Annotated in this window: 15 protein-coding genes; 4 read left to right on the top strand and 11 right to left on the bottom strand. The window is 47.1% G+C overall.

Translation table 11 applies throughout. The annotated features are described in order from the left end of the window. Positions 1-7: 7 nt before the first annotated feature. On the bottom strand, positions 8-1,414 hold the full coding sequence (locus tag QRX25_RS04645; protein ID WP_065981045.1) for a SpoVR family protein: 1,407 nt from the start codon (positions 1,412-1,414) through the stop codon (positions 8-10). A gap of 173 nt (positions 1,415-1,587) precedes the next feature. Between QRX25_RS04645 and QRX25_RS04640 the strand changes: the two genes are divergently transcribed. From QRX25_RS04640 to lytF, 3 genes are all read left to right on the top strand, one after another. Then, positions 1,588-3,105 carry a mechanosensitive ion channel gene (locus tag QRX25_RS04640; RefSeq protein WP_212100822.1) on the top strand — a complete coding sequence of 506 codons (1,518 nt, stop codon included), beginning with the start codon at positions 1,588-1,590 and terminating at the stop codon, positions 3,103-3,105. A 130-nt stretch (positions 3,106-3,235) separates the two neighbouring features. Continuing rightward, positions 3,236-3,670, top strand: a complete 435-nt coding sequence (gene nsrR, locus QRX25_RS04635; protein WP_013351654.1) for a nitric oxide-sensing transcriptional repressor NsrR — start codon at positions 3,236-3,238, stop codon at positions 3,668-3,670. 179 nt (positions 3,671-3,849) lie between these two features. Further along, positions 3,850-5,301 carry a peptidoglycan endopeptidase LytF gene (gene lytF, locus QRX25_RS04630; RefSeq protein WP_212100819.1) on the top strand — a complete coding sequence of 484 codons (1,452 nt, stop codon included), beginning with the start codon at positions 3,850-3,852 and terminating at the stop codon, positions 5,299-5,301. Positions 5,302-5,343: 42 nt separating this feature from the next. On the opposite strand, the gene QRX25_RS04625 is transcribed toward lytF, so the two are convergent. Continuing rightward, on the bottom strand, positions 5,344-5,667 hold the full coding sequence (locus QRX25_RS04625; protein ID WP_212100816.1) for a DUF3889 domain-containing protein: 324 nt from the start codon (positions 5,665-5,667) through the stop codon (positions 5,344-5,346). 191 nt (positions 5,668-5,858) lie between these two features. Between QRX25_RS04625 and QRX25_RS04620 the strand changes: the two genes are divergently transcribed. Further along, positions 5,859-6,101, top strand: coding sequence for a YhdB family protein (locus tag QRX25_RS04620; protein WP_115997886.1), 243 nt, complete (start codon positions 5,859-5,861; stop codon positions 6,099-6,101). Positions 6,102-6,115: 14 nt separating this feature from the next. Here QRX25_RS04620 and QRX25_RS04615 read toward each other — a convergent pair whose 3' ends face one another. From QRX25_RS04615 to QRX25_RS04575, 9 genes are all read right to left on the bottom strand, one after another. Continuing rightward, on the bottom strand, positions 6,116-6,640 hold the full coding sequence (locus QRX25_RS04615) for an NADPH-dependent FMN reductase (protein ID WP_212100813.1): 525 nt from the start codon (positions 6,638-6,640) through the stop codon (positions 6,116-6,118). Continuing rightward, positions 6,641-7,285, bottom strand: coding sequence for a response regulator (locus tag QRX25_RS04610; RefSeq protein ID WP_212100809.1), 645 nt, complete (start codon positions 7,283-7,285; stop codon positions 6,641-6,643). It abuts the gene before it with no gap. Beyond that, entirely contained in the window at positions 7,285-8,424 is a 1,140-nt protein-coding gene (locus QRX25_RS04605) for a GAF domain-containing sensor histidine kinase (RefSeq protein ID WP_115997885.1), read from the bottom strand. Before QRX25_RS04605 ends, QRX25_RS04610 begins: the two co-directional genes overlap by 1 nt. A 143-nt stretch (positions 8,425-8,567) precedes the next feature. Then, a complete protein-coding gene (locus QRX25_RS04600) occupies positions 8,568-10,310 on the bottom strand; it encodes a phospho-sugar mutase (RefSeq protein ID WP_212100807.1) in 1,743 nt (580 codons plus the stop codon). A 132-nt stretch (positions 10,311-10,442) separates the two neighbouring features. Further along, on the bottom strand, positions 10,443-12,110 hold the full coding sequence (gene glpD / locus QRX25_RS04595; protein ID WP_065981037.1) for a glycerol-3-phosphate dehydrogenase: 1,668 nt from the start codon (positions 12,108-12,110) through the stop codon (positions 10,443-10,445). A 137-nt stretch (positions 12,111-12,247) separates the two neighbouring features. Beyond that, positions 12,248-13,738, bottom strand: a complete 1,491-nt coding sequence (gene glpK, locus QRX25_RS04590) for a glycerol kinase GlpK (protein ID WP_065981036.1) — start codon at positions 13,736-13,738, stop codon at positions 12,248-12,250. Positions 13,739-13,754: 16 nt separating this feature from the next. After that, positions 13,755-14,582: an MIP/aquaporin family protein gene (locus QRX25_RS04585; RefSeq protein WP_212100804.1), complete on the bottom strand. Its 828-nt coding sequence runs from the start codon at positions 14,580-14,582 to the stop codon at positions 13,755-13,757. A 173-nt stretch (positions 14,583-14,755) separates the two neighbouring features. Further along, positions 14,756-15,331, bottom strand: coding sequence for a glycerol-3-phosphate responsive antiterminator (locus tag QRX25_RS04580; RefSeq protein WP_014469957.1), 576 nt, complete (start codon positions 15,329-15,331; stop codon positions 14,756-14,758). Positions 15,332-15,347: 16 nt separating this feature from the next. After that, positions 15,348-16,700: an aspartate aminotransferase family protein gene (locus QRX25_RS04575; RefSeq protein WP_212100801.1), complete on the bottom strand. Its 1,353-nt coding sequence runs from the start codon at positions 16,698-16,700 to the stop codon at positions 15,348-15,350. Positions 16,701-16,916 lie beyond the last annotated feature (216 nt).

The raw sequence follows: 16,916 nt of genomic DNA, 5'->3' as shown, positions 1-16,916 counted from the left end.
TTCTTTTTTAGAGATATCTCCGGTGCACTCCTTTTCCGTCATACGAGAACATCACTTCTTTATCTTCGAGAACTGATTCGATATGCACGCTCCTGCCCCACAGCTGGTACAGATACGGCAGCACTTTCTCCAAATATTTCAGATCAAGCTCAATTCCCTCATACCAATGTTTAATATAAAGCTCGTTATTCTTCAAATAATCTCCATCATTGACGGTCAGATAAGGAAATCCCCCGTTCACCCGCATGTTCACGAGCTGGTCGCGCACAGCCTTCCATTCCTTGTCGATCACTTTATAGTCTCTGCCCTGCTTTTGGAATAAATACAAATCCTCGCGCAGCACAAGATCTTTCGTCAAATAATTGCGGATAAATGAAATATCCGATTCAATTTCCCTGACCTCAAACATTTTCTCCCTGCCGGAACCGGGCTTTACTCCTGTTTTTTTCATTTCTTCTGTCGGGTTGTCGTAGCGCTCTTCGATGTCTTCAAAAATTTTCAGCCCTAAATAATACGGATTGATTCCCGTTTTTGACGGCTGAATGACGCCTGCGTTCAGCTTCGCAAATTCGATCGCTTCATCCGAAGTCAGGTCAAGCTCTCGGATAATCCGCTGATGCCAATAGGATGCCCAGCCTTCGTTCATGATTTTCGTTTCCAGCTGCGGCCAGAAATACAGCATTTCTTCTCTCATCATCGTTAAAATATCACGTTGCCACGGTTCAAGCTCCCGCGAATGCTCTTCGATAAAAAGCAGAATATCTTTTTCCGGCCGGGGCGGGAACGGTTTTTTCCTTTTTTTCTTCTTAACCTGCTTCGGCTTATCCATATTCCATAAATCATCATACGGCGATGACGCGGTTTCCTCTTCGTCCTCCTCGTCGTCATCGACGCTCCACAGCAGCTTCGGCCTGACGAGCGACGGATCGATATGCTCCTGAATCGCCAGAATGGCATCTAAAAAGGACTCCACTTCTTTAATCCCGTGAATTCTTTCGTAATGTTTAATCCGCTCCGCCGTAGCCGCCATGCTCTCAACCATGTCCCGGTTCGTATTTTGAAAGCGGCAGTTATTTTTGAAAAAATCACAATGCGCAAGAACATGGGCTACAATTAATTTATTTTGGATCAGCGAATTGCTGTCCAGCAAAAAAGCGTAGCAAGGGTTGGAATTAATGACAAGTTCATAAATTTTGCTCAAACCGAGATCATAATGGAGTTTCATCTTGTGAAATTGTTTGCCGAAGCTCCAGTGGCTGAATCTCGTCGGCATGCCGTACGCGCCGAATGTATAAATAATCTCAGCCGGGCAAATTTCGTATCTCATCGGGTAGAAATCAAGGCCGAATCCCTTCGCAATGTCGGTTATTTCCTCAATTGCCCGCTGTAAACCTTTTGTCTCCTCCGCGTTCAACCGAATCCCCCCTACTTGGACTTATTTATAATGTATGACCCCTCCTCTCAAAAGATGAAATAACAGACGTGTTTCCGTCTGAAAACTTTCGGCACATCCGCCCCGTTTGCTTTATATGTAAGTGGGTAAAACACACACCACACCCTAAAAAAAAGAAAAAGGAGCGATTCTACTTGAACACAGCAGACATGCTTACCACGTATCTCAGCAAACTGCCGAATCTGATCATTGCACTGCTCGTCCTGCTTATCGGCTGGGGCATTGCGAAAATCATTGAAAAAGCCGTATACAAAGGCCTCCAAAAAACAAAAATCGACGACAGACTGTTCGCCGAAAAAAAGCCGGCGCGCTATTCCTCGGAAAAAGTCATCAGTAAAATCATTTATTTTATCGCATTAATTATCGTTTTTATTCTATTCTTTAACATTCTGCATCTGACAACCGTGGCTTCGCCTTTTGTCAGCATGCTGTCGGCGATAACGGCGGCTGTGCCGAGCGTTTTAAAAGCCGGTTTGATTCTGCTGTTGGGCTGGGCGGCCGCTTCGCTTTTCAGCTATCTCGTCAAAAAAGCAGGCATGAAACTGGCTGAACACGGCTGGCTCAGAAAATGGACCATGGTTTCTGAAGAAGCCGAGATGAGCAGATCCGTTACGGCCGCTTCACGAATCGTTTTTTATTTCGTCTTGCTCTTGTTCCTGCCGGGCGTTTTGTCCGCTCTCCAGATCAGCGGAGTATCAGGGCCGTTTACAAATATGATCCAAAGCGTTTTGTCCTTTATACCAAAATTATTCGCCGCGGCGCTGATTGTATTAATCGGCTGGCTTGTTGCCCGTCTCGTCCGTGATATTGTTACAAACTTTCTGGCGAGTATCGGCACGGAAAGACTTGCCGCACGTATGGGGCTTTCTATTTATCTGAAAGATACAAGCCTGTCGGCAATCATCGGAACGATTGTCTACGTGCTGATTTTCATTCCGGTGGTCATTTCTGCGCTTGATCGGCTTGATGTAGCAGGCATTTCTGAGCCGGCCTCCGCAATGCTGAACACGGTCTTCACAATGCTTCCTAACATCATCATCGGTATTGTGCTGATCATCGCCGGCATCTGGATCGGAAAATGGGCAAACAGCATTGTAACAGGACTCCTGCACCGGGCCGGCTTCGACTCTCTTCTTGGAAAAATGGGCTTTGAACAGGCGGATCGACCGAAACTTACGCTTTCTCAGACGGTCGGCATGATTGCGCAGATCATCATCGTCCTGCTCTTTACGGCAGAGGCGCTGCAGCTTGTTCATCTCGAATTTCTCGTCGTCATCGCGACCGGCATTATCGCTTACCTGCCTAATGTTCTGGCCGCTGTATTTATTCTCGGAATCGGGCTTTTGGCCGGACAGCTCGTCAGCAGACTGCTTGTCGGCATGCTGAGCGGAAAAGAATTCAGATTCCTGGCGCCGGTTGCGAAATATACGATTATCACTCTCTCAATCTTTATGGCGCTGGATCAGCTCGGCGTCGCCGATACGATCGTAAATGCCGCGTTTATTCTCATTCTGGGCGGTTTCACGCTTGCCTTCGGACTTTCATTCGGTCTTGGAGGAAAAGAGTTTGCCTCCCGTTATCTCGCGAAATTGGATCGCAAAATTGAAAAACATCAATCGGCTTCTGACGATCGTAAGCCGCCGATGTCTTAACTTAAAAAAACGTGTGCTCAGAAAGAGCGCACGTTTTTTGAGTTTGAGGGGCAAATTCCTTTTTTTTCATTTTGAATTCCTTTATGATAAAATGTAACAGAAGTAAAATCTCTTTTTTCGAGGTCATTCTATGAAATTAACGAACTACACTGATTATTCTTTACGCGTTTTGATTTTTTTGGCTTCCAGACCTTCCGAAGAACTTTCTAACATAAAGGAAATCGCAGACACGTATTCCATCTCTAAAAACCACCTTATGAAAGTGATTTACCGTCTCGGCCAGCTCGGGTATGTAGAAACGATCCGCGGCCGTGGAGGCGGTATCCGATTAGGAATGATACCGGAAGACATAAACATTGGCGAAGTCGTTCGAAATACAGAAGACGACTTTAACATCGTAGAATGCTTTGACTCCCAAAAAAATCTCTGTATCATATCTCCCGCCTGCAACTTAAAGAACCTGCTGTATGAAGCTCTCCAAGCTTATCTGGCCGTTTTAGACAAATATACGTTGAGGGATCTGGTCAAAAATAAAGAGGAGATTATGAGACTGCTCAGAAGCTGAAGGAATGTCCGCATTCCTTCTTTTTTTTATGCCGGCATAAGAAAAAAGGACTAATTCTCTTAATATGATAAATGATTGCAGACAAGTGCCGATATAAAGATTATCATTACTGATATCCTCATCTTGCGGCTGCAACGAATGGGGATAGTAAAATCATCGCAGGAAAAGGGAGATTCACTATGAAAAAAAAGTTAGCGGTCGGTTTGACTGCATCTGCGATTGTCGGGTCTGCATTAGCTGTAACACCGGCAGAAGCACAAACGATTAAGGTCAAAAGCGGAGATTCATTATGGAAACTTGCCCAAACCTACAATACAAGCGTGGATGCCATTACATCAGCGAATCATTTAAAATCCACCGTGCTTTCCATCGGGCAGACACTCACCATCCCTAACGGCAAATCAGATTCCGGAAGCTCATCGTCACCTTCGAAGAAAAGCGGCACATCTAAAAGTGTGTATACGGTTAAAAGCGGAGACTCGCTCTGGCTGATCGCATCTGATTTTAAAATGTCCGTGCAGGAACTGAAAAAACTGAACGGTCTGACAAGCGACTTAATCCGCGCGGGACAGAAGCTGCAAGTTACAGGGAAAGTTTCCTCAAGCACAGACCAGACAAAAACCGTGCCGGGCAGCAGCTCAAACAGCAGCAAAAATCAGTCATCATCTTCCGGGACATATAAAGTCAAACTCGGCGATTCACTATGGAAGATCGCAAACAGCGTCCATATGACCATTGCGGAACTCAAAGTTTTAAACAACTTAAAAACGGATACGATCTACGTAAACCAAGTCTTGAAAACAAAAGGAACGTCTTCTCCGGGAAGTACGCCGCCAAAGGACAATTCAAACCAAAATCAAAACCAGACGCAAACAACCTCTTATACAGTAAAAAGCGGAGATTCGCTCTGGAAAATCGCAAACGCATACAATATGACGGTTCAGCAAATCAGAAGCATCAATAAACTGACGTCAGACATGCTGCGGGTCGGACAAGTGCTTAAGCTGACAAAAACGTCATCTTCCGGATCTTCGTCTCCGTCAACTCCGAACCAATCCGGAGATACAGGGAAAACCACTACATATACCGTGAAAAGCGGGGATTCTTTATGGGTGATCGCCCAAAAATTCAATGTAACCGCCCAGCAGATCCGCGAGAAAAACAATCTGAAAACCGATGTGCTTCAGATCGGACAGAAGCTAACGATTACCGGAAAGCAGACAAACCCAACACCGAATCAGCCCGGCGGAACAGGCGGCACAGGTTCAACAAGCGCGAAGATTAATGTAATGATCGATGCCGCAAAAGCTCAACTGGGCGTACCGTATGTATGGGGCGGGACAACGCCGAGAGGCTTTGACTGCAGCGGTTTTATTTATTACGTTCTCAATAAGGTCACTTCCGTATCCAGACTTTCAGCCGCAGGCTACTGGAATACGATGACATCAGTAAGCCAGCCGGCGGTCGGTGACTTTGTCTTTTTCTCAACTTATAAAGCCGGTCCTTCTCACGTCGGCATTTATCTCGGAAACGGACAGTTTATAAATGCCAACGATTCAGGTGTCGTCATTTCCAGCATGAACAATTCCTATTGGAAACAGCGCTACCTCGGAGCGAAACGCTTCTTCTGATACAGACAAGCTGCATAGCCGCATCAGGCTGTGCAGCTTTTTTTACAGTCTGAAAATATTAATGCTGATCACATGTTTTGTCACGGGATGAAAATATACTTCAGCACGGGATGAAAACGTGTCTTTTTTTGTTTTTACCGTAACGCGAAACACGTCTTTCGTCTGTTCCCGGTTTACTTTCGTACGGCCCATGTATGAATAATCGGTAAGCTCGGCTCCCTCGTATTCACGTTCCAGCTGATTCCATGCGAGCTGCTCCCATTTTTCAACTGATGGATCAAGGTGTTCTGTATGTCCTTTTTCAGCGATCGAAGCGATGAGAATGCCGCAAAACAATAAGACCAGCGCAAATGGAAGGGATTTCATTGTTATGTTCTCCTGAGTCGTTTTTTGTCAATCTTAGCGTGTCCAAAAAAGGAGCGGATATGCGGTTTTATTTTATGTCTCCCTCATATTGCTATACCGCAGTTATGCGGGCACCAACTTTTCCCCCGTTGCATACCGGCTTCGGCGGCATAAACTAACGGAGAACTTCTCATTGAAAGGAGAAGCGTAAGATGGATCATGCCGATTATGATAAAGCCTTGTATTACACACACCGGTCCCAATGGGACAATTTGTTAATTTTGATGGTGCGTACGAAAGATGATTTGTTATCAAAGCGTATTGAGCACTTTCTGCACGCGTATCATTTCGAATATAATGATGCGGTGCTTGAAAAAGAGCTGTATTCCCTTCTCGGGTATATTGATCATGCGGCAGAACTCGCGTATGAAGATCAATTAGCCATGCTGACATAAAAACAATCCCGGCGTCAAACGCCGGGATTTCCTGTGTTTATAAACATGTTCAGCTCTTCCATCATGTCTTTCAGGCTGACCGCCATATCCTCAGATACGGTCTGGCGCTCCATGTCAATGTGAATCGGATCTAAAATCAGCTGTTTCGGGATAACATTTGCATAGACGCCCCGCATGACTGTCCGCATATTCGCCAGTGCGTTCATGCCGCCTTTTCCTCCGCCCGCCGCGGCAATGATTGCCACCGGTTTATAGGTACAATGTTCGCTGCTTAAAAAATCAATGGCGTTTTTTAACGCGCCGCTCATGCCGCTGTGATACTCGGGAGATAATAAGACGAGGGCAGACGACTTTTTCACCAGCCGTCTCAGCTCTTGGACTGAGGGCAATTCATTCTGTTCTTCTTCTCCGTTATATAGCGGCAGGCCGCTTTCGCTCAAGTCAATAAAATCAGTATGAAACCGGTCTCTGATATAAGAAGCGGCAATTCTAGTCCGCCCGTTTTTTCTCGGGGTGCCGCTGATCACTAATATGCTCATTTAGTTTACCGCCTTTTCAGAAATATTATATTTTACGGCATACAATGCCGCTTGCGTCCGATCGGAAAGATTCAGCTTTGACAGCAGGTTGGACACATGGGTCTTCACTGTTTTTTCAGAAATAAACAGAGATGCGGCAATTTCCTTATTGCTTTTCCCTTTGGCTATTTCTTGAAGAACATCTTTTTCACGAGGGGTCAGCTGATAATATTTTTCCTTATTCTGATCATCCTGAACCATATGATTGAGCACATGAGGCACAATGTCCGCCGACAGCCGGTAACGTCCGGAATACACTTCACGGAGCGTTTTCACTAAGTCATCGGGCTGGGCGTCTTTCAGCTGATACGCTTTGGCGCCGGCTTTTAGGGCGGGAATGACATGCTCCCGATCAGAATAGCTCGTCAACACGACTATGCTGATGTCCGGAAATCGTTCAGCCGCAATATTTGCAGCCTCTATGCCGTCCATATCAGGCATTGATAAGTCCATTAGAATGATGTCCGGCCCCGTCTTTTCAGCTTGCTGAAGCGCTTCAGCACCGGTAGACGCCTCACCGACAACTTCAATATCTTCCTGAGTGGCGAAGAAATAGCGCAGTCCTTTGCGGACAACGTGATGATCATCAGCGATCACAATTTTCATCAATCAGACCCTCCTATCCCGAAAAACGGAAGCCGAACGGAGACAATCGTTCCGCCGCCAAGCTCAGATTGCAATGTAAAACGGCCTCCGATTGCTTCGGCGCGCGCTTTCATGCCGGCAATGCCGAGCGACGGCAGCCCCGCATGCGCATCAGTGCTGAAGCCGGCTCCATGGTCGCTAATGGTAAGCTCAGCGTAATCCGGCTTTTTAACGGCGGAAATGGTAACAAAGTTCGTTCCCGCATGCTTTTTGCAGTTATTCAAGGCTTCCTGGGCGATCCGCCAAAGCGCGTGTTCCTGTTCATCCGTAAGCTCCAGTTCATCTTCCATTTCACAGACGGCTTCCAGACCGATGAGAGCGGCATAGCTTTTGATCGACGCATACAGCCCTTTCGTTAAGCTTTCCGGCCTCAGCTGCCAAATGAGCGCCCTCATTTCTGTTAACGCATCCTGAGAGAGCTCCTGGATGAACGTAATCATCTGCCGGAGCCGTTCATCATCTGTCAAGTTTTTAGCGGCTTTTGCCGTTAAGCTGACAGAAAACAGCATCTGATTGACGGAATCATGCAGCTCTTGCGCGAGTCTGCTTCGTTCCATCAACAAGGCGTTCCGCTGTTCAAATTCAGCCAGTTTCATCCGCTGGATCGCCGTTCCGATTTGAAACGCAACCGCTTCAAGAAGATGCAGTTCTTCTTCGTTGAAAAATGTCTTTTCACTTGCTGCGACATTCAGTAAACCGAACTTCCGGCCGCCGTCTTCAAGGGGAACGGTCGCATGATGGGTAATGCCCTCCGTGTCGCGGCAGTCCGTCGTCTGTTCCGCAAATTCAATCCGTTTACAATTCATAATGTTTACAGCCTTGGTCAATCCTCCGTTGCTGAATTTGGTCAGACAATAGCAGTCCCCGCTGCACATTAATGCATTGTCCCGCTGACCGAGAGCCGGCGGTAAATAAGCGGATGCGGCGAGCGTATAGGATCCGTCCGGCTCAATCAGAAAAATCCATCCTGTCTGCAGCCCGGTCAGACTGAGCAGTTCGCGCAGGACTTTATCAAGCGCTCCTTTCATATCGTGGCTTTGGTTTAATGTTTCCGCAATCGCTTTTAATGTTTTTAACGTTTCTACCGTCGTTTTCGTCAAACTCCCTCACTCCGGCCAATCAGAATTATCCATATTATATCAATTCTTATCTGTATATTCCTTTGTTTTCAGCATGATTTTTTCTCATACTTTCGGATGAGGCGTAAAAAAACCGCCGGATGTCGCTTCCGGCGGTTTGTTGTTTATTTCGTTTTTTCCACTATGCTGTCCACCGTTTTCATGACGGCATCAGATAATGCTGCAAGACGCTGTTCGCTGTCTTGTAAAGAAGTGCCTTTCACAGCGAAATAGAACTTCACTTTCGGCTCCGTTCCTGATGGACGGAGGCAGAACCAAGAGCCGTCTTCAAGGAAATATTTCAGGACGTTTGACTTCGGCAGATCAATATCCTCTTCCCGAAGATCGGCAAATACAGTCCGTTTTCCTGTTGAATAGTCCTCAGCTTGCGTAATTTGTTTTCCGGCCATTTGCTTCGGCGGATCATTTCGGAATGAAGTCAGGATAGCGGAGATCTGTTCGGCTCCCTGTTTTCCTTTTAACGTCAATGACTTCAAGCCTTCACGATAATATCCGTATTCTTTAAAGATGGATAGCAGCGCATCATAAAGCGACATGCCCTGCTTTTTATAAAAAGCGCATACTTCGACAGCTAACAGCGCAGCCTGGATCGCGTCTTTGTCACGGGCGAAATCTCCGATTAAGTAGCCGTAGCTTTCTTCATACCCGAACTGGAATGTGTATTGGCCGGATTTTTCATATTCTTTGATCTTTTCACCGATAAATTTGAAGCCTGTTAACGTGTCAACCGTATCTAATCCGAACGATGAAGCGACGGCGCGGCCCAATTCGCTTGTGACAATCGTTTTCATGACAACGCCGTTTTCCGGAAGGGATCCCTGTTTTTTCTTTTCGGAAAGCAGATAGTGCAATAAAAGCGCGCCTGTCTGGTTCCCCGTCAGCACCGTATACTTGCCTTCACTGTTTTTCACGGCGATGCCGAGACGGTCGGCATCCGGGTCCGTAGCGACGAGAATATCGGCATTATGTTCTTCTCCGAGCTTAATGGCATATTCGAATGCCGCGTGCTCTTCAGGGTTTGGCGATTTGACGGTTGAAAAATCCGGGTCCGGAAGCTCTTGTTCCTTTACGACAGTGACGTTTTTGTAACCGAGTGCTTCAAGACCGCGGCGTACCGGTTTATTCGCCGTGCCGTGCAGCGGAGTGAACACGACGCTGACATCCACTTCTTCTGAAAGCTCGGGATGAACGGAGATGGAAGTCAGTTTTTCAGTATATGATTTATCAATTTCTTCACCGATAATCTTAATTAAACCTTTTTCCTTCAGCGCCTGTTCATCTTCAACTTGAATCGTTAATTCATTTTCTATGGCATTCACTTCAGCAATGACGATGTCCGCTTCTTTCGGCGGCAGCTGTGCGCCGTCATCGCCATACACTTTATATCCGTTATATTCAGGCGGGTTATGGCTGGCCGTCACGACGATACCCGCGTAAGCGTTCAGCTTTCTCACCGCAAAAGACAGCTCAGGCGTCGGGCGGAGCTCATCAAATACGTATGTTTGAATGCCTTGGGAAGCAAGGGTTTTGGCAGCTTCCATCGCAAACTCAGGGGATTTATGACGGGAGTCGTACGCGATCGCAACGCCTCTTTTTTTCGCGTCCTCGCCATGTTTGGCGATATACGCTGCAAGTCCGGCGGATGCTTTGCGGACCGTGTAAATGTTCATTCTGTTTGTGCCCGGTCCGATTTCTCCTCTCATGCCTCCTGTTCCGAACTCCAGATTTTTGTAGAAAAAGTCTTCCAGCAGCTGCTCGTTTCCTTCTGCGGCCGCCAATAATTTTTTCAATTCTGAATCTAATTGTTCGGCCTGATTCCAGCGTTCGTAACTCTTACTCCAACTCATGTTCGTCCTCCTATAATTTCAGCTTATGACCATATTTTAATATGAAGCGGCTGTCCGTGTCACTTGATAACTTAACTCAACGCTTTATGTAAAAAGAAGGGCTTATGCCTTTTCGGCACAGCCCTCCGATTATTATTGTTCGAGCGGAACAACCGCATCATGCAGCAGCGTGTTTAACCACTCGGTGTGTTTCGCTTTCGTTTCATCATCCCATTGGAATCGGTCGCTCATGTAATCAATCACAGCCGTTTTATGCGTTTCCACCCATTTGATGTCGAAGAACAGTCTGCCCGTTCTGCGGACGAAGAAATCAGCAGGTGTCGCAGCCATCTCTTCTTCAATGCTGTAAGCCGCTTCCGCCAGAATGTGAACCGGGATCTGGCGTTTTGCCGCTTCGTCTTTCAGGCCTTCAATGCGGTTGAAGACATTATCGACGTTAGAGCCGTATCTGATGGCTAACTGCTTAGCAGTTTCCTGTGATAAACCGATTTTCAAGCCGTCTTTTGTCTTTGCTTCCACAAATGACTCGAAGTTTTTAGAGCCGCCGACATGTCCTCCGGAAATCGGCATCGTCTTCGTTTTACAGCCGCCGAAGTCCTGGCCGCCTTCTTCTTTTAAACGGTCGCGGACAAGATCGACAATGTGCTCAGCCATTTTTCTGTAACCCGTCAGTTTTCCTCCGGCGATTGTAATCAGGCCGGATTGAGATGTCCAGATTTCATCTTTACGGGAGATCTCAGACGGATCTTTTCCTTCTTCGTGAATGAGCGGTCTGAGGCCGGCCCAGCTTGATTCAATATCGTCAGCCGTAATATTCAGTTCCGGGAACATATAATTGATGGAGCTGACGACATAATCACGATCCTGCACAGTCATGCGCGGATGCTCAAGTTTTTGTTTGTAAACCGTATCTGTCGTACCTACATATGTTTTTCCTTCACGCGGAATGGCGAACACCATCCGGCCGTCCGGCGTGTCAAAGTACACTGCCTGCTTAAGCGGGAATACGGATTGGTCGAATACAAGATGGACCCCTTTTGTATGCTGGAGATGCTTACCGTTTTTGCTGTGGTCTTTTTCTCTCAGCTGGTCAACCCACGGACCTGTCGCATTGACGATTTTTTTGGCGTAAATTTTGTATTCCTTGCCTGACAACAAATCTTCAACTAAAACGCCGACAACTTTTCCTTTTTCATACAGAAGCTCTTTCACTTTAGAATAGTTGACAGGTTCTGCACCGAATTTAACGGCTTCTTTCATGACTTCAATCGTCAGTCTCGCATCGTCCGTCCGGTACTCTACATAGTAGCCTCCGCCTTTTAAGCCGTCTTTTTTGACAAGCGGCTCTTTCTGCAGCGTTTCTTTTGCAGACAGCATGCTTCTGCGCTCTGATTTTTTCACCCCTGCTAAAAAGTCATACACACGCAGACCGATGGAAGTAGAGAATGAACCGAATGTGCCTCCTTTATGGAACGGAAGCAGCATCCATTCCGGCGTCGTCACGTGCGGGCCGTTTTCGTACACAATGGCACGTTCCTTACCGACTTCAGCGACCATTTTGACTTCAAATTGCTTCAGATAACGCAAACCGCCGTGGACAAGCTTTGTAGATCGGCTTGATGTGCCGGCCGCAAAATCCTGCATTTCGCTCAAAGCGACTTTCATCCCCCTTGAAGCAGCGTCAAGCGCCGTACCGGCACCTGTAATACCTCCGCCTATAATAAACAGATCGTATGTTTTTTTAGTCATGTCTTCCAGCATATGATCCCGTTCCAAACTTGAAAATTGGTGATTCATCATTACGTTTCCTCCTTGTTGTCACGGTATAGAAAAAGAGACCACAACAGCCAAAGCGCTGTCATCACTTTGGTGCTGTGGTCTCTCCTCATCTCAGGACCGTTCCTATTAACTTGTTTTCAGTATACCACAATTTTATCTTATTTAAAAGCCATAGCTGCATTTACTGCTTTTTTCCAGCCATTGTACAATTCTTCGCGTTTTTCATCTTCCATTTCCGGTTTGAATTGCTTATCCAGATTCCATTGATCAGCGATTTCATTGCTGTCCTTCCAGTAGCCGACAGCAATTCCGGCTAAATACGCGGCACCGAGCGCCGTCGTTTCATTAATTTGAGGACGTTCGACCGGAACATCAAGCAAGTCGCTTTGGAACTGCATAAGGAAATTATTTTTTACCGCTCCGCCGTCTACACGCAATGTTTTCAAAGAGATGCCTGAATCAGCCTCCATAGCGTCAAGAACATCTTTCGTCTGATATGCGAGAGATTCAATCGTAGCCCGGATAAAATGCTCCTTCGTCGTTCCGCGTGTCAGGCCGAATACTGAGCCGCGTACGTCACTGTCCCAGTACGGTGTGCCTAATCCGACAAAAGCGGGCACGACATAAACACCGTCAGTGGAATCCACGCGCTCTGCGTATGTCTCGCTTTCTTTCGAATCCTGGAACATCCGCATGCCGTCTCTCAGCCATTGAATGGCAGAACCTGCGACAAAGATGCTTCCTTCCAGCGCATACTCAACTTTTCCGTCTAATCCCCAGGCAATTGTTGTCAGCAGGCCGTGCTCTGAAGTAATGGCTTTTTCTCCGGTATTCATGAGCATAAAGCAGCCTGTGCCGTATGTGTTTTTCCCCATGCCTTCTTCAAAGCACGCCTGACCGAACAGCGCTGACTGCTGATCTCCGGCCGCTCCCGCAATCGGAATATTTTTACCGAAGAAATGATAATCAACCGTTTTCGCGTACACATGAGAAGACGGTTTCACTTCAGGCAGCATGGATTTTGGCACACCTAAAATGTCAAGCAGTTCGTCATCCCATTTTAATTCATGAATATTAAACATCAGCGTTCTTGAAGCATTGGAATAATCCGTTACGTGGGCCGCGCCTCCGGACATTTTCCAGATGAGCCATGAATCAATCGTTCCGAACAGAAGATTTCCGTTTTCCGCTTTTTCCCGCGCGCCTTCTACATTGTCAAGAATCCATTTGACTTTCGTTCCTGAGAAATAAGGGTCGATCAAAAGCCCCGTTTTTTGTCTGAATGTATCACTGTATCCTTTTTCACGAAGCTCTTCGCAAATGCCGGATGTTTGTCTTGACTGCCATACAATCGCATTGTATATCGGCTTTCCGGTGTCTTTATCCCATACGACCGTCGTTTCCCTTTGGTTCGTGATGCCGATTCCGGCAATTTGATCAGCGCTGATCCCGGACTCGGAGATAACAGTCGCGATAACGGCGAGCACCGTTCCCCAGATTTCGTTCGCATTGTGCTCCACCCAGCCCGGCTGAGGGAAATGCTGTGTGAATTCCTTTTGAGCGGAATGCACGATTTTTCCTTCTTTATTAAAAAGAATCGCTCTTGAGCTTGTTGTGCCTTGGTCAATTGATAAAATATAGGTCTCCATGATGCCGCTCTCCTTTTTAAATATATTTAGAATTTGATAATGTTTTCTGTGATTGAGATTTTTTGGTGTAAATATAGAGTATGAAAAGCACTATAACCATTATAACGCTTACAAACCAAAAGCTAAGTGTCACATTCCCTTTAAACGCGGCATTGTAAAATACGCCGCCGAACGCACCGCCCATGATCGGACCGAGAACGGGAATCCAGGCATATTTCCAATTTGAAGGCCCTTTTTTCGGAATCGGCAGAAAGGCGTGCGCGATTCTAGGCCCCAAATCCCGCGCAGGGTTGATCGCATACCCTGTCGTTCCTCCAAGAGAAATTCCGATGGCAACGATGAGAAATCCGACAATCAGCGGGTTCAGCCCTTTTGTAAATTCATTCGCTCCGATTGCCAAAATGCCGAGCACAAGCACAAATGTACCAATGACTTCACTTATCATATTCCCAAATGTATGAGGAATACTCGGTCCGGTTGAGAAAACGCCCAGTTTAGCGGCCGGATCATCCGTCGCCTTCCAATGCGGCAGATAATGAAGATACACAATCACCGCACCGATCATTGCTCCGATCATCTGTCCCGCGATATAAACAGGGACGTCTTTCCAAGGAAAACTGCCTTCAAGCGCAAGGCCTATCGTTAAAGCCGGATTTAAGTGAGCGCCGCTGATACCGCCGACAGCATATGCCGCCATGGCTACGCCCAGCCCCCAGCCAAATACAACAACAATCCATCCGGATTGGTATGAAAGCGATTTCTTTAAGTTAACTCCCGCACAAACGCCGCCGCCGAAAATAATAAGCAGCATTGTACCGATTACTTCTCCCCAAAATGCTGTCATCATCATTCCTCCTAAATGACAAAATAGCAGGTTTGACAGAGTTATAGAGAATAAAAAACCCACAACAAACCGCTTTACGCTTTATTGCCTTTCGTAAAGAGCTGTTGTGGGTCTCCGGGTCTCCATCACATAGTATTAACCTAGGTCTATTGTAACAACGGGTGTAAGCGGTGTCAATCTTTTTTTGTCATAGAATGTTCATATTTAGCCCATAGATCGGTGTCTGAAGTCGTCACGGCCGTAGCCCCTGCCTGCAAGGCGTTCTCAACGTCCTGCTCCGTGCGGATAAAGCCGCCGGCAAAAATCGGTATCCCCGTCATCTCTTTAATTTCCCGGATTAAAGTCGGAACGATGCCCGGGAGAACCTCGATAAAGTCGGGCTTATGCTTACCGACGAATTCCATACTCTTTTCCACGGCGCTTGTATCCAAGAGAAACAGACGCTGGATCGCATATATTTTCTTTTGTTTCGCTTTGGCGATGACCGCGGATCTCGTCGAAATGATGCCAGCGGGCCGAATGTCCTGACAAATGAACTCCGCACCGTATTCATCATGTTTAATACCGTGAATTAAATCGACGTGAATCATCAGGTGTTTTCCGTGTTTTTTCGCTTCATTCACGACACCTTTTAATTGACCGAGGTGAATATCTAAAATGACGCCGTATAAGAACGGACTTTCTAAAAATGCATCGAATTGCTTCATGTTCCGGATAGCCGGTAAAATCTGCTGGTTGTGAAAACTCATGTTTTACTCCTTTACATTAAATATCAATGCTCAGCACGCTTTCCTTGACGGTCGAAATGATGAAAGAAAGCTCTTCGTCAGTCAGGCAAAAAGGCGGTGACAGCTGAATGACATTATTATACCCCGCAACAGTATCACCATTTTTCCCGACAAGCAGGCCTTTTTTCTTACACGAGGTGATGACGTGCTGCACAGCGGCGGCATCAGCGGGTTCCTTCGTGATTTTGTCCTTTACAAGCTCGATGCCTGTGAGAAGGCCCTTTCCGCGTATATCTCCGACCGCGGGATGTTCTCTGAGCGGCTGAAGCTCCCGGAGCAGCCTTTCCCCAAGCTCCCGGGAACGGGCGATCAGATTTTCGTCCTCCATCAATTGCAGGTTTTTCAAAGCGAGGGCGCAGGCTGCCGGATTGCCTCCGAATGTATTCACGTGCCGGAAGCGGCCGTACGGCTCCCCGCCCGAGTATTTCTCAAAAATCTCCCGTTTCACTGCCGTCGCCGACAGCGGCAGGTAAGCGCTCGTGATGCCTTTTGCCATTGTGACGATGTCCGGCGAGACGCCGTAATGCTGAAATCCAAACGGCTCTCCCGTGCGGCCGAAACCGCAAATGACTTCATCACTGATCAGAAGCGCGCCGTGGCGGCGGCAAATTTCCTCTACCTTCGCCATATACCCGTCCGGAGGCATCAGTATCCCTCCGCCTGTTATAATCGGTTCCATAATAACGCCCGCAATCGTTTCGCTTAACTCCCACGTCATGATCCGGTCGATTTCATGTGCGCTTTCCAAAGTGTCAGCATCGGCGGGATTCCGATAAAGATCAGGCGGCGCCACATGTAAAAATCCTTGTGAGAGCGGCTCGTATTTGTATTTTCTCTGCGCCTGGCCGGTAGCGGCGAGCGCCCCCATCGTATTGCCGTGATAGCCTCTGTATCGGGAGATGAATTTGAAGCGGCTGTGATCGCCGTTTTCAATGTGGTATTGGCGGGCAATTTTGAACGCGGTTTCATTTGCTTCCGATCCGCTGTTGGAAAAGAAGATTACATAATCGCCGCCGAGCCATTCATTCAGTTTTTCCGCAAGTTCAATCGCGGGTTTATGGCTTTGGGTCAGCGGATAATAAGGAAGCTCTTTCAATTGGCTGTAGGCCGCATCGGCAAGTTCCTTTCTCCCGTATCCGATATTGACGCACCACAGTCCTGACATGCCGTCCAAATACCGCCTGCCGTCAATATCCATAACCCAGGCGCCTTCCCCTTTTTGGACGATTATGCTGTCATCCGGCTCCGCCCCTTTCATCGCGTGCCAAATCAGCTCTTTATCCTTTTGTTTGAGTGACTGATTTTTTTGTACATGTTCCACACCGCTCATCTCCCTTTCAATATCATTGCACTGTATCGAAAGCTGCCCGGCTTCTGACGCCGATTTTCTTGGTGAAGTTTTCCTCTTAATAAGAATATAAAGGCGCAGCACAGGCGAGTCAACAAAGCGGCGGCAAATAAAAAACGCTTTCTCCCAGAAAGCGAAAGGGCTACAAGAGCATATCCCGAAACAGGGGGCAGTGCAAGTGTTTTTATAAAAAAACCC

Origin of the sequence: Bacillus sp. L381 (assembly GCF_030284525.1) — a bacterium.
In the GTDB taxonomy this organism is placed as follows: domain Bacteria; phylum Bacillota; class Bacilli; order Bacillales; family Bacillaceae; genus Bacillus; species Bacillus amyloliquefaciens.
The sequence above is the reverse complement of the archived record's forward strand: the minus strand, read 5'-3'. Positions and strand labels throughout refer to the sequence as shown.